Source organism: Paenibacillus polysaccharolyticus, from assembly GCF_023714295.1.
Taxonomy (GTDB): Bacteria; Bacillota; Bacilli; order Paenibacillales; family Paenibacillaceae; genus Paenibacillus; species Paenibacillus polysaccharolyticus_A.
Genome location: NZ_JAMAUN010000011.1, coordinates 72,119 through 93,600, shown reverse-complemented (window position 1 = coordinate 93,600; position 21,482 = coordinate 72,119). Strand labels below are relative to the sequence as shown.

19 protein-coding genes are annotated in these 21,482 nt (G+C 47.4%); 13 read left to right on the top strand and 6 right to left on the bottom strand.

The genetic code is table 11. From position 1 onward, the window contains the following. The first annotated feature begins 32 nt into the window (after positions 1–32). A complete protein-coding gene (locus tag M3629_RS22380; RefSeq protein WP_221789630.1) occupies positions 33–1,019 on the top strand; it encodes a Gfo/Idh/MocA family protein in 987 nt (328 codons plus the stop codon). A 120-nt stretch (positions 1,020–1,139) separates the two neighbouring features. Here the strand turns inward: M3629_RS22380 and M3629_RS22375 are convergent, their stop codons facing one another. Next, positions 1,140–1,427, bottom strand: coding sequence for a winged helix-turn-helix transcriptional regulator (locus tag M3629_RS22375; RefSeq protein WP_090921779.1), 288 nt, complete (start codon positions 1,425–1,427; stop codon positions 1,140–1,142). 533 nt (positions 1,428–1,960) lie between these two features. Here M3629_RS22375 and M3629_RS22370 point away from each other — a divergent pair. Then, a complete protein-coding gene (locus M3629_RS22370) occupies positions 1,961–2,344 on the top strand; it encodes a DoxX family protein (protein ID WP_251510461.1) in 384 nt (127 codons plus the stop codon). Between the two features lie 105 nt (positions 2,345–2,449). Here M3629_RS22370 and M3629_RS22365 read toward each other — a convergent pair whose 3' ends face one another. The 3 genes from M3629_RS22365 to M3629_RS22355 all read right to left on the bottom strand — a co-directional run bounded on the left by M3629_RS22365 (position 2,450) and on the right by M3629_RS22355 (position 4,121). Continuing rightward, positions 2,450–2,968, bottom strand: coding sequence for an AbrB/MazE/SpoVT family DNA-binding domain-containing protein (locus tag M3629_RS22365; protein ID WP_251510460.1), 519 nt, complete (start codon positions 2,966–2,968; stop codon positions 2,450–2,452). A 104-nt stretch (positions 2,969–3,072) separates the two neighbouring features. Then, on the bottom strand, positions 3,073–3,753 hold the full coding sequence (locus tag M3629_RS22360; RefSeq protein ID WP_251510458.1) for a CidB/LrgB family autolysis modulator: 681 nt from the start codon (positions 3,751–3,753) through the stop codon (positions 3,073–3,075). After that, positions 3,750–4,121 carry a CidA/LrgA family protein gene (locus M3629_RS22355; RefSeq protein ID WP_251510456.1) on the bottom strand — a complete coding sequence of 124 codons (372 nt, stop codon included), beginning with the start codon at positions 4,119–4,121 and terminating at the stop codon, positions 3,750–3,752. The genes M3629_RS22360 and M3629_RS22355 overlap by 4 nt, the downstream gene beginning before the upstream one ends. Positions 4,122–4,321: 200 nt before the next feature. Here M3629_RS22355 and cidR point away from each other — a divergent pair, with 200 nt between their 5' ends. The 4 genes from cidR (at position 4,322) to M3629_RS22335 (ending at position 7,557) form a co-directional block, all read left to right on the top strand. Then, a complete protein-coding gene (gene cidR / locus M3629_RS22350) occupies positions 4,322–5,215 on the top strand; it encodes a cidABC operon transcriptional activator CidR (RefSeq protein WP_251510454.1) in 894 nt (297 codons plus the stop codon). Between the two features lie 51 nt (positions 5,216–5,266). Then, complete coding sequence (locus M3629_RS22345) at positions 5,267–6,124, top strand: carbon-nitrogen hydrolase family protein (protein ID WP_145414001.1); 858 nt, start codon at positions 5,267–5,269, stop codon at positions 6,122–6,124. Positions 6,125–6,189: 65 nt separating this feature from the next. Further along, complete coding sequence (locus M3629_RS22340) at positions 6,190–6,867, top strand: GNAT family N-acetyltransferase (protein WP_251510655.1); 678 nt, start codon at positions 6,190–6,192, stop codon at positions 6,865–6,867. Positions 6,868–6,885: 18 nt separating this feature from the next. Beyond that, positions 6,886–7,557, top strand: a complete 672-nt coding sequence (locus M3629_RS22335) for a GNAT family N-acetyltransferase (RefSeq protein ID WP_251510453.1) — start codon at positions 6,886–6,888, stop codon at positions 7,555–7,557. Between the two features lie 306 nt (positions 7,558–7,863). On the opposite strand, the gene M3629_RS28485 is transcribed toward M3629_RS22335, so the two are convergent. Next, complete coding sequence (locus M3629_RS28485) at positions 7,864–8,361, bottom strand: antibiotic biosynthesis monooxygenase family protein (protein ID WP_285888971.1); 498 nt, start codon at positions 8,359–8,361, stop codon at positions 7,864–7,866. Between the two features lie 194 nt (positions 8,362–8,555). Here M3629_RS28485 and M3629_RS22325 point away from each other — a divergent pair, with 194 nt between their 5' ends. The 3 genes from M3629_RS22325 to M3629_RS22315 all read left to right on the top strand — a co-directional run bounded on the left by M3629_RS22325 (position 8,556) and on the right by M3629_RS22315 (position 14,167). Then, the gene (locus M3629_RS22325; RefSeq protein ID WP_251510451.1) at positions 8,556–10,874 is read left to right on the top strand and encodes a helicase C-terminal domain-containing protein; all 2,319 of its coding nucleotides are present in this window, start codon (positions 8,556–8,558) and stop codon (positions 10,872–10,874) included. 203 nt (positions 10,875–11,077) lie between these two features. Further along, positions 11,078–12,574 (top strand): alpha-amylase, encoded by a 1,497-nt coding sequence (locus M3629_RS22320; RefSeq protein ID WP_251510450.1) that lies wholly within the window; start codon positions 11,078–11,080, stop codon positions 12,572–12,574. A 1,053-nt stretch (positions 12,575–13,627) separates the two neighbouring features. Beyond that, positions 13,628–14,167, top strand: coding sequence for a hypothetical protein (locus M3629_RS22315; protein ID WP_251510449.1), 540 nt, complete (start codon positions 13,628–13,630; stop codon positions 14,165–14,167). Positions 14,168–14,268: 101 nt separating this feature from the next. Here the strand turns inward: M3629_RS22315 and M3629_RS22310 are convergent, their stop codons facing one another. Beyond that, a complete protein-coding gene (locus M3629_RS22310; RefSeq protein WP_251510448.1) occupies positions 14,269–15,024 on the bottom strand; it encodes an MBL fold metallo-hydrolase in 756 nt (251 codons plus the stop codon). Between the two features lie 302 nt (positions 15,025–15,326). Here M3629_RS22310 and uxaC point away from each other — a divergent pair, with 302 nt between their 5' ends. The 4 genes from uxaC (at position 15,327) to M3629_RS22290 (ending at position 21,390) form a co-directional block, all read left to right on the top strand. Further along, the gene (uxaC, locus tag M3629_RS22305) at positions 15,327–16,766 is read left to right on the top strand and encodes a glucuronate isomerase (RefSeq protein ID WP_251510447.1); all 1,440 of its coding nucleotides are present in this window, start codon (positions 15,327–15,329) and stop codon (positions 16,764–16,766) included. Positions 16,767–17,165: 399 nt separating this feature from the next. Further along, positions 17,166–17,780 carry a MarR family winged helix-turn-helix transcriptional regulator gene (locus tag M3629_RS22300; protein WP_251510446.1) on the top strand — a complete coding sequence of 205 codons (615 nt, stop codon included), beginning with the start codon at positions 17,166–17,168 and terminating at the stop codon, positions 17,778–17,780. Next, on the top strand, positions 17,777–19,504 hold the full coding sequence (locus M3629_RS22295) for an ABC transporter ATP-binding protein (protein WP_154959463.1): 1,728 nt from the start codon (positions 17,777–17,779) through the stop codon (positions 19,502–19,504). The genes M3629_RS22300 and M3629_RS22295 overlap by 4 nt, the downstream gene beginning before the upstream one ends. Further along, complete coding sequence (locus M3629_RS22290) at positions 19,501–21,390, top strand: ABC transporter ATP-binding protein (protein ID WP_251510445.1); 1,890 nt, start codon at positions 19,501–19,503, stop codon at positions 21,388–21,390. Before M3629_RS22295 ends, M3629_RS22290 begins: the two co-directional genes overlap by 4 nt. Positions 21,391–21,482 lie beyond the last annotated feature (92 nt).

Below are 21,482 nucleotides of genomic sequence, written 5' to 3'. Positions count from 1 at the left end.
TGTAAGCGCGTAACAGAGAGGGGATTACATCCATGACATTGCAGATCGGAATCATAGGAACAGGCTGGTTTAGTAAAGTGCACGCAGATATTCTCACACGCATGGAAGGTGTCCGTGTCGCAAGTGTATGTGGAACAACACTCGAAAAGGCAGAAGCGATGGCCTCTGTATATGATGCAGCGGGTTACGATAATCTTGAGCATATGTTGGACGGTGAGAAACTGGATGCCGTATACATCTGCGTACCTCCCATGTCCCACGGATTCATCGAGTCAGAGTTGATCAAACGGGGCATTCCGTTCCTGGTGGAAAAACCATTGAGCACAGGAATGGACGTACCACTCCGCATATTGGAGCAAGTGCAACAGTCTTCTTTATTAACCTCTGTAGGATATCATTTCCGTTATCAGGGTGCTGCGCAGGTCATGAGACAAGCCATGCAGGAGCAGAAGGTGGGCATGGCTCTGGGGCGCTGGATGGGCGGTATGCCTGGCGTTAGTTGGTGGCGCCGTCAAGACGGATCGGGAGGTCAGTTTGTGGAGCAGACGACCCATATTGTAGATCTACTGCGTTTCTGTGCAGGCGAAGTGACGGAAGTTTATGCCGTAGCAGCCCAACGTAGCATGCATGAGAAACATGAGCATGTGACGGTTGATGATGTCGCTAACGTGACGCTGAAGCTGGAAAGTGGTGCGATTGCAAGCATTGCGAATACGTGTTTACTGCCTGACGGCGAGGGTGGAGCAGGGTTGCAATTCTACACGGATGCCGGTGTATGGGACTGGACGCCCGACCGTCTTCTGTTACCGAGTGCGGCTTCGCATCCGATGGCAGGACTTGAGGTTTCAGCTGGACAGAATCCCTATGAACGAGAGAATGAAGCATTTATTCATGCACTTCGTACGGGAGATCGTTCCCGCATTTTGTCCGATTATGCAGATGCCTGTCGTACACAGGCAATTACTGTCGCTGCACAGGAATCCGTGGACTCCGGTCTGCCTGTAAAGATCAAAGCTTAAACAGATCGTTAGCGCACAAAAACGCCTGCGACCCCGAACCATGTTTTCTGTGGTTCCGGGTGCAGGCGTTTTTCGTGTAAAACTTAGGGTAAAATAAGACCTCTTGTTGTAGTTTGTATCTTACTTCAATTGTTGCTGTTCTTTTAACCAGTCCGAAGACCAGCTGTAGATTTGGTTAATGACAGGTTCAATCGCTCTACCTTTAGGGGTAAGTTCATACTCCACACGGGGCGGAATCTCGGGATACATATGCCGGGTTACGATGCCTTCCGTCTCCATCTCTTTCAGACGCTCCGATAACAGCCGTCCGCTAATTGCCATCTCGGCTTCCAGTTCCGTGAACCGTTTTGGTCCGGACAGCAGCTGATACATAATCAGCAGTACCCACTTTTTCCCGATGATGTCCATTGCTTGTGTAATCAGACAAGGGCTTGGGGATTTTACTTTTCTCAGCTTCAACGTGTTTCACCTCGATTCATGGCAAATGTGCAATATAACCTATATAAAAGGACAAAAGTTTCTGCCGCTCTGAAAAATAAAAGCACCTTCAAGTGAAAGGTGGTCACTACAAAATATACTGTAACATACCTTTTGTATGTATTATACATCATTTCACGAAAAATTACTTGAAGAAATTATCTTATTATTATATACTAACTTCATAAAAGTAAGTTTGTGAGTAATAATGCGTATTATAAATGTACATACCATTTCCGCGGGTGAGTTGTTACACATGAGACCATAACAGTGGATAAACCCTCGGAAATTAGAACCTTATCCAAGTTCCAGAGGAACCTGAGTAAACCACAGTTTCTTCTAGGGAACTTTTACATAGATGAGTGCTTCAATACATACTGTATTTTGCTGATTTTGTGCAGAAAAGATTAGCGATAAGTTAAAGATTCTCAAAACAATACTTGGATGAATGGGAGATGGAAGATATGAAAAGAGTGTTGGGATATGTTTTTTTGGTGGTGCTGGCGGGTGTTTTCGTCATGACGGGATATACGAAAGTTACGGGAGCGGAGATGATGATTGACACCTTCGAGAGTTTCTCTTACCCTACTTGGACAATGTACTTGATCGGTGCGTTGGAACTGCTTAGTGCGGTTGGGTTGCTCATTCCGCGTACCCGTATTCTGGCTTCAGGGATACTAACATTCATTCTGATCGGAGCTGTAGGAAGCCACCTAATCTATGCACAATACGCGGCTATACCGCTCCCGGCAGGATTACTTGTAGCCAATATCGCCGTGTTACTGGTTAGTCTGCACAGATTGGAAGAAGAGGAAAGCAATATGGATATGGATATCGTACAGGCGTAAAGTAATAGTGACAAAAAAGAAGAACCCGATGGAACAAAGGGTTCTTTTTCAGTGTAACTTCCTGCTTGGAAGTATACCGTATATTCATGAGTATCAAAATTCCAGCTATAATAACTTTTTTAGTTGAGAGACGCGTCCCTGGCTAATGCCAAGTTTCTCCGCAATTTGCTGTTGAGCGAGTCCAGGATGCTGTTCGATAATCTCTTTCATCTGTTGCAGCATGCGCGCCGTCTTTGGCCGCAGGTCGGGGTAGTCGTTGCTCGCAGCAGCATCTCCTTCTTCCCAAGAGGAAGCTGAGGCTGCAGCGGGTTTAGCAACAGGACGTTCTTTGGGTGCAGAAACCTGTTTGTTTTCAGGTACGAACCAGTCGGGAGTGTCATCTGGGTGTTTTAATTGAATCGCACAAGTCCGGCAGATGAATTGCTCTTTGAAATACATTTCCGTATCCACGTCACCGCAAAAAATACACAATGTTGATTTGTACTTTCTTAAAATCAACTCTTTCCCTTCAATGAAAAATTCAAGCGGATCGCCGATATGGATTTCCATTGTATCCCGCATCTCTTTGGGAAGGACAATTCGTCCGAGACGGTCCAGAGATCTCTTCATTCCGGTTCTTTTCATCGCATCTCCCCCGCAATATTAACATTAAAACCTGTCCTTATTGTAAGGAAGAAAGGGCTTTAATACAACAATAATATTTCAAAAAAAAGGGATTATTCCAACTATTATGGGAAAATAAGTTTGGAGAGCGCGGGAGCGACGGCTAAAGTGAAGAGCGCAGCCAAAACCATGGAGATACTGGAGATCGTTCCCGTCAATGAACTCAGCTCAAAGGCTTTGGATGTTCCCGTGCCATGAGCACCTGTTCCGAGAAGTGTACCGCGAGCAATCTCGCCATCGATACGTAGCATTTTAACGATAGAAGGCCCCATAATAGCCCCAAGTAGCCCCGTCATAATGACGAATACGGCCGTCACTGCCGGGATGCCTCCGATGGAAGCCGATACATTCATCGCAATGGGCGTTGTGATCGAGCGCGGAATCAAACTATGAATCAAGCCGGAGTCGAGATGCAGCCATTTTGCAAGCATAGCAGAAGAGAGTACAGCCACAACCGAGCCGGTCATGACACTGACCACAATCTCGGAAATATGTTTTTTGAGTACATGGAAAAAGGTGTAGAGCGGTACCGCAAAAGCGACCGTAGCAGGTTGCAGCAGAAGGCTAAGCCATTTGCCTCCGCTACTATATGTGGCATAATCCGTTCCAGTCACTAGAAGTATGCCCACAACCAGTAGCGGCGTAATAAGTAGCGGTGAGAGATATACTTTGGGCAGACTGCGATACATTTTCTTAGCAACCATATAGATTCCTACCGTTAATAGCAAACATAAAAATCCAATCATCCGGTGTGACGCTCCTTTCGTTTGGCTATACGTGTAGCAACGAGGCCCGTACAGGCCATAACCAAAAACGTGCTTAGCAGCACGATAAATACAATCTGCAATCCGTCATGCTCCAGCATAGGCATGTAGTTCATGATGCCAACCGCCGACGGGATGAAGAATAACAGCAGTTCACCGAGCAGCCATGCCGCACCGATTTCGATCCAGCGCAGTTTCACCACGCCAGTTTGTAGCAAGATGAATAGCGCGACCATTCCGAGAATGGAGCCGGGTACAGGCAGGTGGAGAGTACGGGCCAGCAGGTCCATCAGCAGTGAAAAAACCATTAGTAACGCAATTTGCGCAATCCCGATGCCCCATTTTTTCACGCGAATCCCTCCTTATATATCAACTTGTGTTTAATGAGTTTGGCTTCGAATATTCATGAAAATGAGTGGAAATTTTGCTTCGTATCACAAATTTTACATCGCATTCTTTCATGAGTAAAATGCATATTAAGAATGTTTTCTATTCCATTTAGCTATACTTGCAATCGTTGTGGCCTGAAGGACAGGAGGGGGAGGAAACGATGGATATTCGTCATTTGCAATATTTTCTCGAAGTTGCCCGGCAGCAGAGCTTTACAAAGGCCGCCGAGGTGTTGTATATCACCCAGCCTACAATTAGTAAGACCGTGAAAAGCCTGGAGGATGAGCTGGGTATAACCCTACTGGATCGATACGGTAAACAGGTGCAGTTAACGGATGCGGGACATGTCTTTTTTCGGCAGGCACTGGAGATTGAAAAATCGTTTCGCAGTCTTTCGTCTGAACTGGACGATCTGATGAATCTGAAGAAGGGCCATCTGCGCATCGGTCTGCCACCGATGGTGGGCTCGAGTTTCTTTCCGATGATCATTGGTGAATTCCACAAAGCGTATCCTCAAGTGAGCATCCAACTGTTCGAAGATGGAGCCAAAAAAGTGGAGGCTGATGTCATTAGCGGTGCATTGGATATCGGTGTGGCCGTGCTGCCCACGGTAGATGAACTGCTCGATCATTTTGTGTTTGTTCAGGAAAAGCTGAATCTGCTTGTACATCCTTCGCATCCGCTTGCTGGAAAAGAGTCGGTTGCGCTCCGTGAATTGGAGCAGGATGCCTTTGTATTGTTCCGGGAGGATTTTGCGCTGCATGACCGCATTATTGCAGCTTGCCAGCAGGCCGGTTTCCAGCCCCGAGTCGTGTATGAAAGTTCCCAGTGGGATCTGTTGAGTGCGATGGTTGCGGCGAATCTGGGTGTGGCCCTCCTGCCGGAGACGATCTGCCGTGAAGTTGACCACATGCGTGTAAGGATCATTCCGGTTATTGATCCGGTCATTCCTTGGCAGCTTGGTATGATCTGGCGGAAGGATCGATATCTTTCTTTTGCCACCCGGGAATGGATCGGATTTACTCAGTCGATGATGGGGAAACAGATGAAATGATGCCGGAACATTGATACAATAAAACACAAATACTAGTGGGGGTGTGGACTTATGAAACTGCGGGTATCCGCTGTGCAATATCAATTGCAGACAATCCGCTCATTTGAGGAATTTGCCGCTCAGGCTGAGCATTACATACGGACAGCTGATGAATTCGGAACGGAATTTGTGCTGTTTCCTGAATTTTTCACAACCCAATTAATGTCCATTGGAGACGCACAAGGAAATGCATTAACGATTGAAGATTTGCCTGATTTTACAGGACAATATGAGCAGTTGTTCGTCTCTCTTGCTGCCAAATATAATATGCATCTAATCGGAGGCACTCACGTTATTCGGAAGGAAGGCAAGCTGTACAATACGGCGCATATGTTCTATCCAGATGGAAGAATTGCACGCCAGGCCAAAATTCATATTACGCCTACCGAGGTGACCGAATGGAACATGGCTGCGGGTGACGGACTGGAAGTGTTTGATACGGACAAAGGCCGCATCGCGATGCTGACCTGTTACGATATCGAATTTCCCGAAATTGTACGTATGGCGAAAGCCAAAGGAGCAGATGTGATCTTCTGTCCTTCTTGTACGGACGACCGCCACGGATTTTACCGGGTACGGTATACGAGTCATGCTCGTGCGGTGGAGAATCAGATTTACGTTGTTTTAACCGGAACGGTAGGCCATCTGCCGACAGTGGATTTCATGCGTGCCAATTATGGACAAGCTGCGATTATTACCCCGAATGATGTGCCATTCCCTCCGCGTGGTATTCTGGCTGAAGGTGAGATTAACAACGATATGATTGTAACCGCTGATCTGGACCTGGATTTGCTGTACGAGGTACGAGAGCGTGGCTCGGTAACAACTTGGCGGGACCGCCGTACAGATCTGTACACGGACTGGGAATAGATCTGTTTTTGGAAGCTGAGTAGAGCTAGAAGAAGGAGGGGTTAAGCGGGATGTATGTCAAAGAAATGCTGATAACGGCACCCGGTGGAAGTGGTAAACATGGTAGAGCTACAGCGGTCATCCGTAATTATGCAGCCCATGACTTTGAAGAGCTTATTCGTATCCAGGCGGAGAGTTTTCCACCACCATACCCGGAGGAACTGCTCTGGAACCGTGAACAGCTCAGTAGCCACATTCAGCATTATCCGGAGGGAGCCATCTGCATCGAGGTGGATGGGGAACTGGCTGGCTCAATGACTTCACTGCGAATGCAGTGGGATGCTGCGCACCCATCCAGCCATACGTGGGCAGAGGTCACTGATGACGGATATATCCGTCATCACCAGCCGGATGGTAACACGTTATACATCGTCGACCTCTGCGTCCGCCCGAAATATCGGAAGTGGGGGCTGGCTCAGCTCATGATGCAGGCGATGTATCATCTTGTGATTGCACAGGGGATGGATCGTTTGCTTGGGGCAGGACGGATGCCGGGATATCATCGGGTGGCTGAGCAGATGTCAGCGCAACAATATCTGGATCAGGTTGCCGCTGGAGAAAGGCATGACCCGGTTATTTCTTTTCTGCTACGATGCGGGCGTATGCCTGTGGGTGTGGCTGCCAATTATTTGGATGACGAGGAATCTTGTCATTACGCGGCTCTGATGGAGTGGCGTAATCCGTTTAAATCAATACATATCTAAACAGGGAGGTTTTTATCTATGGAATTTACACGTATTACATCCATTCAGGACCCGTTGTTCGCCCAAATGCATAAGTTGATGCAGGAAATTTTCCCGCCAGAGGAAGTGCTGGACTTCCCGTTATGGGCTGAACCGCTGGAAGACCCGGGCATTCGGGTGTTTGTCGCTGTACATGAAGGCCAAGTGGTTGGTGCAACGGAGTACCGTTACTATGAGGACTGGAACGTGGCCATGACTGATTTTACGATTATCGGATGCGAAGGCTTGGGAATCGGCGCATTCTTGGCCAATCATCGCAAGCTTGACCTGCAGCAACTCGCCGCTGCCAATGGCAAATCGTTGTTCGGCATGTTTGCCGAAATCTACAATCCATATTTAACTCAGGATCACGCATTTGGTGGCATCAAACCGATGGACCCTTATGTACGCCGCGAAGTGCTGTCCCATCTAGGGTATCAGCGTCTGGATTTCCCTTATGTTCATCCATCCTGGCAAGGTGACGGGGAAGCTGTGGGAGGATTGGACCTGTGCTTTATGCCGGGCGATGAGTCTCTTGCGGAACTGCCAGCCAGTCTGGTGTCTGATTTCCTGAATCGGTACTATGCTGTTCTTCCAAACAAACCGCAGGAATGGCTGGCTATGGTGGAACAGTTGAACACGCGTCAATCCGTGGCATTGCGTCCGTTGTAAGTTGTTGCACAGTAGCGTGGCATAAGCATAACTAAAGTTTAAAAATAAGTACCCGTAATTCAGTCTGTTTCCGTTCTGAATTACGGGTACTTATTTTTCCATGGAGGGCAACTGAGGCTTTCCTGGATAAAGCTGAGTATAGGGTGAAGAGATGTGCTAACAATCTCAGAAAGCCTTATTTAGGCGTTGGAGCACCCCTTCATTCATGCCGAATCCTCGGCTGTACGAGTACGCAACTAGGGGGCAGAAATCCTAGCTCCAGCAGCTTCAATGAAGCTTAACTCGGCAAACTCCGCTCTACTCTGTCTACTCAATCGTATACGTGGTCACAAATGATGGCCGCGGGAACATGGTTGGTTTCTGCGCGGTCAGCCCTTCACTTGTGCTGCGATTGCGGTGAGCATGGTTGTACGCTTGCGACTGTTGCCAGCCTTTGAAATGTTCTTCGGTTTGCCACAGTGTCAGTACGACATACGTATCACCCTTCAGTGGGCGGAGCACACGAATACCGACAAATCCAGGCTCATCTTCAACTTTGCGGGCACGGTTTTTAAAACGTTCCTCAAAATCATTCCGGCCATCTTCGGTAACAGGAATGTTATTCAGCACAGCAAATCCACCGCCGGTCCAAGACCCGGCATCGTCAAATGCTTCAAAAGCAGCCACTTGCTCATCTGATTCAATATTCAGCAGACGATCAGTGGTTTCAATGGCAATAAGTGCCCGATCTTCAGCGCGTAGTGTCAGATGTGGGTATGATGCAAGTGCATCCGGTAGCGGGGATGGGATCAAATAAATATACATAGGAAGTTTGCCTCCTCTTTATACGTAAATTCGAAATAAGTTTGAATATACTTTTACACGCGAACGCGATCTAGTTTAACTTATACAACTCAACATAGCATATGGGAACGGATGAGTCCAATTTGCCAAAAATCTGGTTAGAGTAGATCGTTTCGTGATAAAGTAGAACCACTACAAGTAGAACGGGTGATCGTATGAAAACAACAATTCGGATATCAGTCAGGCCGTTGGTCGAGTATGTTTATCGGAGCGGCAGCATCCGTCCGGGATTCCGTAGCAATGCATCGATGCAGGAGGGAACGAGAATCCATCAACGTGTACAGAAAGCATATACCGAAGAGGATTTAAAAGAAGTTGTACTCGAAGCCGAGCTTCAACATGGGGATTTGACCTACGTTATTGAAGGCCGTTGCGACGGCTTGATTCGTCTGGAGGGGCAATTAACGGTGGATGAGATCAAATCCACGGCGGGTAACCTGGACGAGCTGGAAGGCGGCCTCGACGTGCATTGGGCCCAGGCGAAGATGTATGCCTATATGTATGCCGTGCAGCATAATGAGCCGCGGATGCAGGTGCAGTTGACGTATGTGCATTCGGTGACGGGTGAAGAGCGGCGGTTTCGGCGCATGGCGGAGCGGCAGGAGCTCGAGCAGTTTGCAGGAGAAGTTATCGCCGGATATGCACCGTATGCGGAGATGATTGCTACTTACGAAGCGGAGCGGGACGTTAGTGTGCGCGGGTTGCCGTTTCCTTTTCGCAAATATCGGGAAGGACAGCGTAAGCTGGCAGGTGCAGTGTACAAAACGATACGTGAAGGACAGGGGCTTATGGCCAAAGCACCTACAGGCATCGGCAAAACCATGTCCGTGCTCTTTCCTACGGTGAAAGCCATCGGAGAAGGTGAGGCCAGTCGTTTGTTCTACCTGACCGCGAGAACGACAACGAGAGTGGCGGCGGAGGAAGCTTTTGCCCGGATGCAGGCGGAAGGGCTGAACATGCATGTCATTAGCCTGACGGCGAAGGACAAAATTTGCTTCAAGGACGAGGAAGCCTGCGATACAGGGCAATGCGGTATGTGTGAAGGGTATTATGACCGAATTAATGGTGCTGTGCTGGACATGCTTGAACACGAAACATTGATGACACGGCCCGTCATTGAGCGGTATGCACGCAAACATCGGGTGTGTCCGTTCGAGTTCTCGCTGGATGCGGCATATGCGGCCGATGCGGTGATCTGCGATTATAACTATATTTTTGATCCGCGTATCTCACTCAAACGTATGCTGGAGGAGCAGAAGCGCAAGACGGTGCTGCTAGTGGATGAGGCACATAATCTGGTGGATCGTGGGCGTATGATGTTCTCGGCAGAGCTGGAAAAAGCCGTATTTCTCGATGTCAAAAGAGAGTTCCAGACGCTGGGCAGCAGTGTGCCTGCCGCCAAAGCGATTGTGGACTATACCGGAGCCATCGACAAGTATCTGATCACCCTTCGTAAGAACGGCGGAGAAGAGGGCAAGATTATACAGCAAGAAGCGCCAGAGGAGCTGATTGAACGGCTTGAGCCTTTTGTCATGGTGGCGGAGCAATGTCTGGCCGAGGGTGGATCTGGCAATGCTGAGATGGATCAGCTACTGCTTGATGCCTATTTTACAGCACAGAACTTCGTAAGAATTGCCAGGCTATACGACGAGCGTTTTATCACCTATGCAGAGTGTGTCCGAAGCGAGGTACGGGTGAAATTGTTCTGTCTCGACCCATCTTTGCTACTGCGGCAGACAGCGAAGGGCTTCCGTTCGATCATTCATTTCTCGGCAACCTTGTCGCCTCTTCGTTATTACCGCGATATGCTGGGGGCAGAGGAAGAGGACTACACGTTGCAGATTCCTTCGCCGTTCAACCGGGAACAGCTGGATGTTCGGCTCATGCCTCTGTCTGTGCGTTATAAAGACCGGGAGCGATCCAAACGCCCGATTGCCGAGATGTTACAGCAGCTCGTATCCGAGTGGCCGCGCAGCAACCTGCTGGTCTTTTTCCCTTCCTATCCGTACATGCGTGAAATCTATCAAGCATATACACAGCTTCCGGGGGCCAGCGATGCGGATACGGTGATGCAGGAGCAAGGCATGAACGAACAGGAGAGAGAGCAGTTCCTGGCGGCTTTCCAGCCGCATCCCGAGCGTACACGTCTTGTTTTTGCTGTGATGGGCGGCGTGTTTTCGGAGGGGGTCGACCTGCCGGGAGACCGTCTGAATGGCGTTGTCGTTGTAGGAGCAGGGTTGCCGCAAATTGGTCTGGAGAACAACGTGCTCAAGGATTACTTTGACAAGTCAGGCCGCAACGGCTTTAACTACGCCTATGTATTTCCGGGTATGAACAAAGTGCTTCAGGCTGGAGGCAGGCTCATTCGAACCGAAGAAGATAAGGGTGTACTCGTGCTAGTTGATGACCGTTTCATGCAGGAACCGTATCGTTCTTTGTTACCTGACGAGTGGATGGGTTATAAACGGATTTGATGAGGTTTACGTTTTTTACGTACTTATCGTTCTATTTTCAGTGTTTTACGAAAAATTTTCTTTGAATTTCTTAACATTCTTTCATTTTCATGATTGAAACATAGGGCAATCGGGTTATAACTTGGTTAGCACGAACGAACAACGGCGATACCCTATCCGTTCCGAGGTCCGCTTCGCATGCAAATCAAGGAGGTCGGTTTGTGATGAAGAAAAATCATACCATGATGCAGTTTTTTGAATGGCATTTGGCTGCAGACGGAAATCATTGGAAGCGACTTGCTGACATGGCCCCGGAACTGAAAGCAAAAGGCATAGACTCCGTATGGGTGCCTCCTGTAACAAAAGCAGTGTCAGCAGAGGATACAGGTTATGGCGTATATGATCTGTACGATCTGGGTGAATTTGATCAAAAGGGTACGGTACGCACGAAATATGGCACCAAGCAGGAACTGGTGGAAGCCATCGCAGAATGTCAGAAGAGCGGCATTGCCGTTTATGTGGATCTTGTAATGAATCATAAGGCCGGAGCAGATGAGAAGGAAGTCTTTAAAGTGATCGAGGTTGATCCCAATGATCGAACGAAGGAGATTTCCGAGCCATTCGAGATCGAAGGCTGGACGAAGTTCACATTCCCAGGCCGGGGCAACGAATATTCTTCCTTCAAATGGACATCCGAACACTTCAACGGCACCGATTTTGATGCAAAAGAAGAACGTACGGGTGTGTTCCGCATTGCCGGCGAGAACAAAACCTGGAATGAAAATGTCGATGATGAGTTTGGCAACTATGATTATCTGATGTTTGCGAATATAGATTATAACCACCCGGATGTACGGCATGAAATGATCGAGTGGGGCAAATGGTTGATCGATACGCTACAATGTGGCGGGTTCCGACTGGACGCGATCAAACATATTAACCATGAGTTTATCAAGGAATTTGCTGCGGAGATAATCCGCAAACGGGGGCAAGATTTTTACATCGTCGGTGAGTTCTGGAATTCCAACCTGGATGCTTGTCGTACCTTTTTAGATACAGTGGATTATCAAATTGACTTGTTTGACGTATCGCTTCACTATAAATTTCACGAGGCCTCATTGGCTGGACGCGATTTCGATCTTTCCAAAATTTTTGATGACACCTTGGTTCAGACCCATCCAACCCATGCGGTGACTTTTGTGGATAACCACGATTCGCAGCCCCACGAGGCGTTGGAATCCTGGGTTGGCGATTGGTTCAAGCCGAGCGCGTATGCGCTGACGCTACTGCGTCGTGACGGATATCCCGTCATCTTTTATGGCGATTATTACGGGATTGGTGGACCTGAACCGGTGGAGGGCAAAAAAGAGATTTTGGACATTCTGTTGTCAGCTCGCTGCAACAAAGCCTATGGAGAGCAGGAAGACTATTTCGATCATCCCAACACCATTGGTTGGGTTCGCCTCGGCGTGGAAGAGATGGAAGGCTCGGGTTGCGCGGTGGTCATCTCGAACGGGGATGACGGTGAGAAGAGAATGTTTGTCGGAGAGCATCGCGCAGGGGAAGTCTGGGAAGACCTGACCGGTAGTTGTGAAGATGCAATCACCGTTGAGGAAGATGGCTGGGCTACGTTCCACGTCTGTGGCGGAGGGGTGTCCGTCTGGGCACTACCTGAGCAGAATGAGGACTGCGGTGAAGACACTGTAGATGGCTCAAACTAGATGTTGAGAATAGCCAAAGTAATTGTTTGTGAATATTTGTAGGACAATGTCTCTGCATAAGTGATACGTAACAAGTAAAAAAGGTCGATATGATACAGCACTGCAACTAATAAATAAACCACCTGAAACTGAACGGTATCTTCACTCGTCCAATAGTATCCAACGAGTGGAGGACGTTCAAACAGACGCGTTGCTGCGTGCTGATAGTTCAGGTGGTTTTCCCATTTTAGTAACTTATAGTTTGGAAGCAGCTCTGGAACTCTAACGATCTCAGGAAGCCTTATTTGCCCCCAAACAGGGTCCTTGGAATTCTAATGATCCGAGTGGAGCTTATTTTGCTGAAATTCGGTCAAAATGCTATCATTTACAGCGAATTCATCCAAATAACGCTTCTGGTGATCGTTAGAATGTAAAACCCTTCAATATACGTAAAATAAGGTTTCTGGTGATCGTTAACGTACAATGGAAACTTAAAACAGAGTGTACACTGATGGAATTTCCCCGCATTTATATAGTCAGGCCTCTACTCTAGCTACTTCCTAACGACTTATCTACTCTCGATCTACTCTACGCACATCCCACTTATACTTAACTACAACAACCAACCAACCAACATATTCACTACTTACGTCACACACATGACAGAGATTATGTGAGATTAATATTAGAATATATGCTACAATATTCCAAATATAGGGAAAAGTTCATTTGGAATCTAGACTAGTTAGGTAGTCTCTCGAGTTTACAAGATAATATCAATGATGTTGGACACTTTTATTAACGTATTAAGTATCATACCGGATATGTTGTTCATATGGATGGGCGATAAGTTTCGAGAATGGAATATATGAAAGAGAGAAGGGAGTTAGCACTGGTATGCATCGTAGAACTAAAACCAATACAAAAACAAGGACAACACGTGCAATAACAAGAACTACAAGAACCAGAACTACAAGAACCAGAACTACAAAAGTTAGAGCAAGAACGTCTCCCTTATGGCTTGTCCTCTATCTGCTTGTGATAGCAATAAGTTTAACGGCGTGCAATTTTGGCGTGGAAGAAGGGCCAAATGGACAAGTTAAGCGCGCGGACAACTATACATTTAACACAGAACGCAGGGATATAACCCAGCGGGTAACAAAGGATCAGGAGAGTTTCAAAGGAGCCTTGCCAGGAGAGTATCATCTGGCTGCAACGGTGGATGTAAACCCTGACCGAGAATCTGGAGTGGATGGGATCACCTATGAGGTTATGATTGATGAAGTTCGCATGCCGATGATGAATGTCATTCAAACCTTCACTCTCGATCCCGATATGTTTCAAGTTATTGATGCAGCTGAACTATTCCATTCGAATGTGGGCAATACATATGAAATTACGTTGCGGCCGGATAAAGAGCCGCTGGGATTAGGCTTATCCAGAAGTTATGTTCTGAGACCCAAATCCGAAATTAGCGCAGAATATCTTCAGAACTATACTGATGTGTATGTCAAAATCTCATATGGACCAGAAGATCAGCGGGAAGAGGATTATATTCACCTTCAAGCCAAGCCATCTTCAAGAATGATTGAATATATGAAGTTTTGGGAGTGATGAGAATAACGGGGGAACGGAGGGCCAGGGATCGTCCTGCCCCCTAATCTCTCATTCCCATGCCGATGATCTGTTCTATTTTGTAGGCCATAGCCCGTTTACTAATATGCCCCCAACTCAAAGGACTCCAGCGTGCCAGCCATGCGCAGATCGTCCGCGTACGCACGGTTGAATGCTGCACGTTTGTCCGCATCGGCATATTCATCATGATAATGCATCAGTACCGTTTTCCGTCTCACTTCAGCGGGCAGTTGCTCCAGATCCTTCAGTGACGTATGGGATTTGATCACCAGATCATGCATATGGCATTCATGGAAAATTAACTGCACATCGGGGGCGACCTCTTCCACCCGCTCACGATCCAGTGTGCTGTCTGCACTATAATAAAAATAGGGCTTCGCCATCAGCCCGTTGCTGACCATGCCGGGAACATGTTGTGTGCGAAATGTCTCAAACAATACCCCGCCAAGCTCAAAGCTTCCGCCATCCGGCAGCGGAATCACATCATAATAGTCACTCATCGTACGCTCGCCGTCCGTTGTATACCGCATCCCTGGAGAGAGGATGTTCCACAGTGGATCAACCAACTCTTCGTGAATGAACAGGCGTGGTTTGCGATCACCGACAATCTGTGCATAATAGCCGAGCATCTGAACCCCATTAATATGATCCTCATGCAGATGGGTAATAAACACATTATGAATGCCTGTCATCGCGAATCCGTATTCCTTGAGCGCTTTGGCATTGGACTCTGGAAAATCAATGACCAGATGTGTATCGCCAAATTCAGCAAGCATACTGTTGTGATGCTGTTCCACACTAAACATATCTCCTGTGCCTAGAAAAGTGATTTTCATCGCATTTCATCTCCTTGTTTGGCAAATGTAAGATCGCTGTAGGGTCAAGCTTCCATTGCAATAACCTGTACTGATTCTATCTTAGTATATCAATATTGATATTAGTAACATCAGCATCGATCTTTAAATCGGTATCATTGACGTTAAATCCAGTATACTGTGTTTCCAAGAGTGTGCCTAAACCAACCTTTTTTGAGAACGCTATCATTTTATATTGAACTTTGGCGCCAAACGGTGTAGCTTAAAGATGGAAAGTGAACCTAAATGAACGTAAACTCACCTAAAGGGAGCGTGCAAGGCGAATGAAATCTTTTCTGGATGAACAATTTTTACTTCACAATGAAACGGCGGTCAAGCTGTACGAGCAGTATGCAAAAGACATGCCGATTATGGATTATCACTGTCACCTCAGTCCTCAGGAAATTTACGAAAACAAAACATTTGGCAATCTGACAGAGGCCTGGTTGTATGGCGACCATTACAAATGGCGTCTGATGCGGGCTAACGGTGTTGAAGAGAAGTATGTGACGGGCGGTGAAGGGGTGACGGATTATGACCGTTTCCTTGCGTATGCCAGAACAGTTCCGATGATGATCGGCAACCCGCTGTATGCATGGTCTCACTTGGAATTACAACGTTATTTCGATGTACATGAAGTGCTTAATGAGACAAGCGCTCCAGCGATCTGGGAAAAAGTAAATGCCCGACTAACCGGCGAAGGCTTCGGTGCGCGTGATCTGATTACCAAATCCAATGTCACCGTGGTGTGCACCACCGATGATCCAACGGATTCTCTGGAATATCACCTCAAAATTCAGGAGATTGAAGGTTTCGATACAGCAGTTCTGCCGTCTTTCCGTCCGGACAAAGGACTGGAATTGAACCGGGATACTTTCATCGAGTGGGTAGGCAAGCTTTCACAGGTTGCGGGCACAGCCATTACGGATTATGACTCATTCCTGGCTGCGCTTGAATCCCGTGTGGAATTCTTCCATTCCGTAGGTGGTCGTGTCTCTGATCACGCACTGGATTACGTGCCGTATGCTGATGCAACTCGCGAGGAAGCGGCGGCTGCTTTTGCCAGAGCACTTGCGGGGGAGAAAGTTTCGCGCGCGGAAGAGGACGGATACAAGACGGTTACACTGACATTCCTTGGCAAGCTGTATGCAGAGCGCGGCTGGGTTATGCAGTTCCACATCAATGCAGCTCGTAACAACAATACGAAAATGTTCAAGAAGCTCGGGCCTGACACAGGGTACGATGCTGTGAATGATACGCCATTATCGGCGGCTGTTATTGGATTGCTGGATACGTTGGAGCAGCAGGATGCTTTGCCAAAGACAATCCTCTACTCCCTTAATCCAAGGGATAATGAAGTGCTGGCAGCCATTATTGGTAGCTTCCAAGGTGGAGGCGTACCAGGTAAAATTCAGCTTGGCGCGGCATGGTGGTTCAATGATACGAAGGATGGCATGCTCGCTCAGATGAAGGCACTCGCGAATGTGGGATTGCTCAGCCGTTTTGTCGGCATGTTGACCGATTCCCGAAGCTTCCTCTCGTATACGAGACATGAATATTTCCGCCGCCTGCTCTGTAATCTGATTGGTGAATGGGCAGAACAAGGTGAAGCACCAAACGATATGGAGCTGCTCGGTCAGATCGTGCAAGGCATATCCTATAATAATGCTAAAGACTATTTCCCGTTTGCTGCTGTGCCGAAGAGTGTATCTGCTTCAAAATAAATATCGATTCAACAGGTCTAATTTAAAAAAAATCTATTTAGAAAATTCTATTTTAAAAAAGCTCTCTACTCCCTTCGTTTGGTCTTAATCAAACTGAGGGGGTGGGGGCTTTTTGTCATGTGGATGGCTAGGAGTAAACATGCTGTCATGTAGAAGCACAAGTGATTATATGGGTGTTCAGATAGCATTGGAATGCTCTCTGATGTTGGATGATTTTGATATGAATGAAATGATTGACATATACATAAGCTGAGAATATAATTAGGTAACCTAATTAATTGATTAACTATTAAATTGGTCATCTATTATATCGGTAGGCTATTAAATACAAGTCCTATCTAATAAACAGGCGATGATTATTTTATGGAACATGATGTTCCGAAGAAGGAGGATGATGTGATGACTGGCATGGATCCGGTGGCCGAGAAGCTTTTATATTCCATTATGCAGTTTAATAAAGGCAAATGGAGACAACATAAACCACATGGGCGTAATCACAATGAAATTATGGTGCTGGCTTGTCTACTTCATGGATATCATCCGGGGGAGCGTATGGATTGGCGGGATAATCCGCCAGACTTTGATGGTCATTTTAAACAGGATCATCCGGGACTAAAGGTATCCGAGATCAGTGCATTAATGCGTGTAAAATCACCAACCATTACACCGGTTATTCGCGGTCTGGAAGACGAAGGGCTGGTTGAGCGGACGATGGACCCCGAGGATCGGCGGGCGGTGCGGATTACGATTACGGACGCGGGTCGTGCGATTATTCGTGCAGCTCATGAAGAGCGTATGCGAACATTTAATAGGCTGGTTGAACACTTGGGCGAGGAGGACAGCCTGCAGCTGACTGAATTGCTTAGCAAGGTGTACACCTATTTTGATGCACAGGTTTCCGGGCAGAATGAATCAACAGAACATCGAGATGAAGCAACTGAAGAAGTTAATGAAGTATCCAAATCAAGAGCATCTCAATCCAGAGTATCCGAACAAGGAGATGATACGCCATGATGAAGTTATTTCGCATGTTAAAGCCCTATCGTATTCCGATTATTTTTATTTTGGCGCTCATCTTTCTGCAAACGATGGCGGAGCTGTACCTGCCTACGTTAATGGCTGATATCGTCAACCTGGGTATCGTCAAAGGTGATGTACCTTATATCTGGAAAATTGGCGGTTTCATGCTGCTGATTGCCATTGGCGGAACCACATGTTCCATTATCGCGAGTTATCTGTCTTCGCGCACAGCAGGCGGATTTGCCAAACAGCTACGCAGCCGAGTGTTCCGGCATGTTGAGAATTTCTCGCTGCAGGAATTCGACAAGCTTGGCACAGCTTCACTGATTACGCGTACAACCAATGATATTACACAGGTACAGAACGTATTAACGATGATGCTGCGCATGATGATTATGGCTCCGATGATGTGTATCGGGGGGATTTTCATGGCCGTTTCTCAGGACGCGAAGCTATCCACCATCTTCCTGGTTGTTCTGCCTGTACTTGCAGGAGCGATCGCCTTAATCGGTTCCAAAGGATTTCCGTTATTCAAGCAAATCCAGAAAAAGCTGGACCGGCTTAATCTGGTTCTGCGTGAACAGCTGACAGGTATCCGGGTTGTTCGTTCTTTTAACCGTGGCGAGCATGAGCGTGTTCGTTTCAATGGGGCAAATACGGAATTAAGAGATGCGTCGATTAAGGTCAATGTCCTGATGGCGACAGTTATGCCGGTGATGATGCTGGTCATGAACTTTTCGATGATTGCGATTCTGTACTTTGGTGGTCTGCGTATTGATGGCGGTCATATGAACATTGGTTCCCTGATTGCCTTTGTACAATATGCGATGCAGATTATGTTCTCACTGATTATGGTATCCATGATTTTTGTCATGATTCCAAGAGCATCAGCTTCCGCAGAACGGATTAACGAAGTGCTGGATATGCAGCCTGATCTGTCTGATCCTGCACAGCCTCGCACCATGAAATCGATGCAAGGAACGATTGAGTTCGACCGTGTCACTTTCCGTTATCCGGGTGCAGAAAATGCAGCATTGTCCGATATCTCGTTTACGGCTCGTTCCGGTGAAACGACAGCGATTATCGGTGGAACGGGTTCGGGTAAAACCACATTGCTCAGCCTCATTCCGCGTTTCTATGATGTGACCGAAGGTACTGTGCGTGTGAATGGAACCGATGTGCGGGAGCTTAAACAAGAAGAACTTCGATCCAAAATCGGATTTGTCCCGCAAAAAGCTGTCCTTTTTACCGGTACGGTTGCAGATAACATTCGGCAAGGTAAGGATGATGCGAGTATGGATGAAGTGATTCATGCGGCACGTACGGCCCAAGCCGAAAACTTCATCTCCGAGATGAAGGAAGGGTATGACAGCCTGATTGCACAAGGCGGGAATAATGTGTCAGGTGGACAGAAACAACGTTTGTCCATTGCACGCGCACTCGTTCGCCGTCCTGAAATTTATATTTTCGATGACAGTTTCTCGGCCCTGGATTTTAAAACGGATGCCAAACTTCGTGCTGCGCTCAAATCGGAAACGACGGAAGCGGCTGTGCTGATCGTAGCTCAGCGGGTAAGCACGGTAATGGATGCAGACCGTATTCTCGTCATGGATGAGGGCAAAATTGTCGGTTCGGGAACACATAAAGAGCTGCTGGAGAACAATGAAGTCTATCGTGAGATTGTATCCTCCCAGCTGACTGAGGAGGAGATCGCATGAGTGAACGTACAGCACAGCACAAAGCATCCAGTGCTCCACGCGGACCCGGACCGGGTCATCCTGGCGGCGGAATGGGGATGCGGCCTCCAGCCGAGAAAGCGAAGGATTTCAAAGGCACACTGCGCCGATTGGTTCAGTATCTCCGGCCACACAGCTCTCGTCTGATCGGTGTTCTGATCGCTGCCATTCTAAGTACCGTGTTTGGCATTATTAGTCCGAAGATCATGGCTGAGGGTACAGATATTCTTGCCCAAGGAGCCATTGCGATTATGCAGGGTGTGCAGGGAGCCGGGATTGATTTCCCAGCCCTGATGCGAGTATTGTACCTGCTACTTGGACTGTATTTGCTCAGTGCTGCTTTTGCGTATGTACAGCAATATCTGATGGCGGGTGTAGCTCAGCGAGTCGTCTATGATATGCGCGAGCAGATCAGTGCCAAGGTTGGACGTTTGCCACTGAAATATTTCGATTCCCGTACACATGGTGAGACGCTTAGCCGTGCAACCAACGACGTGGACAATATCAGTAACACGCTGCAACAAAGTTTGGCCCAGTTTATTACGTCCGTGGTGACGATTGTGGGTGTCATCATTATGATGCTGACGATCAGTCCATGGATGACGCTGATTACGATTTTGACTTTACCGCTTAGTGTCGTGGTCGTTATGCTGGTGGCCTCCCGTTCGCAGAAACATTTTGCGGGACAGCAGAAATCGCTCGGTGAACTGAATGGTCATGTAGAAGAAATGTATACCGGACACAAGGTAGTCAAAGCCTTTGGACGTGAGGAACAATCTGTACAGCAATTTGAGAAAGTGAATGAAGAACTGTATGCATCGGGTTGGAAAGCTCAGTTTATTTCAGGGATTATTATGCCCTTGATGAACTTTGTCGGGAACCTGGGATATGTACTGATCTGTGTGGTCGGCGGGATTTTTGTTACACGGGGTTCGATCTCCATCGGGGATATTCTGGCCTTTACGCAATACTCGCGGCAATTCACACAGCCGATTAACCAAATTGCCAACATCTCCAACATTATTCAATCGACGATCGCTTCGGCAGAGCGTGTGTTTGAACTGCTGGATGAGGAAGAGGAAGTTCCTGAGTCGAAACAACCTGCAACGTTGCGTTACCCGACAGGGGCTGTAGCTTTTGAGGCAGTGGATTTTGGCTATAAAGAAGATGAACTGCTCATTCGCAATATGAATATTAATGTTGCACCAGGTCAGACTGTAGCTATTGTTGGACCAACAGGTGCCGGGAAAACAACACTGATTAACTTGCTTATGCGGTTCTATGAACTCCAGAGTGGCCGGATTACCATTGATGGCATTAACATTAAAGACATGTCTCGTGGTAATCTGCGCGGTCTGTTCGGTATGGTGCTTCAGGATACGTGGCTGTTTAATGGTACAATCCGGGATAATATTGCGTATGGACGGGAAGGCGCAACGGAAGAGGAAGTGGTTAAAGCCGCTGTAGCTGCCCATGCTGATCATTTCATTCGCACACTCCCGGACGGTTACGATACGATTTTGAATGAAGAGGCGTCCAATATCTCTCAAGGTCAGAAACAACTGTTGACGATTGCGAGAGCGATTCTGGCGAACCCATCTATCCTGATTTTGGATGAAGCAACTAGTAGCGTCGATACCCGTACCGAGGTCTTTATCCAGAAAGCGATGAATGAGCTGATGCAAGACCGTACAAGTTTTGTTATCGCTCACCGTTTGTCTACCATTCGTGGTGCCGATCTCATTCTGGTCATGGATCACGGTAATGTGATTGAGCAGGGCAATCATGAGGAACTGATGGCGAAACAGGGCTTCTATGCTGACTTGTACAACAGTCAGTTTACGGAGCAACAAGCACAGGCGATCTAGAGCAGTTTAGTTTTGGAGGGGCATATTATGCTCCTCTTTTTTGTGTCTTGAGCCCATGAGCTTAATAGGAGAAAGGAAAAGGATATAATATA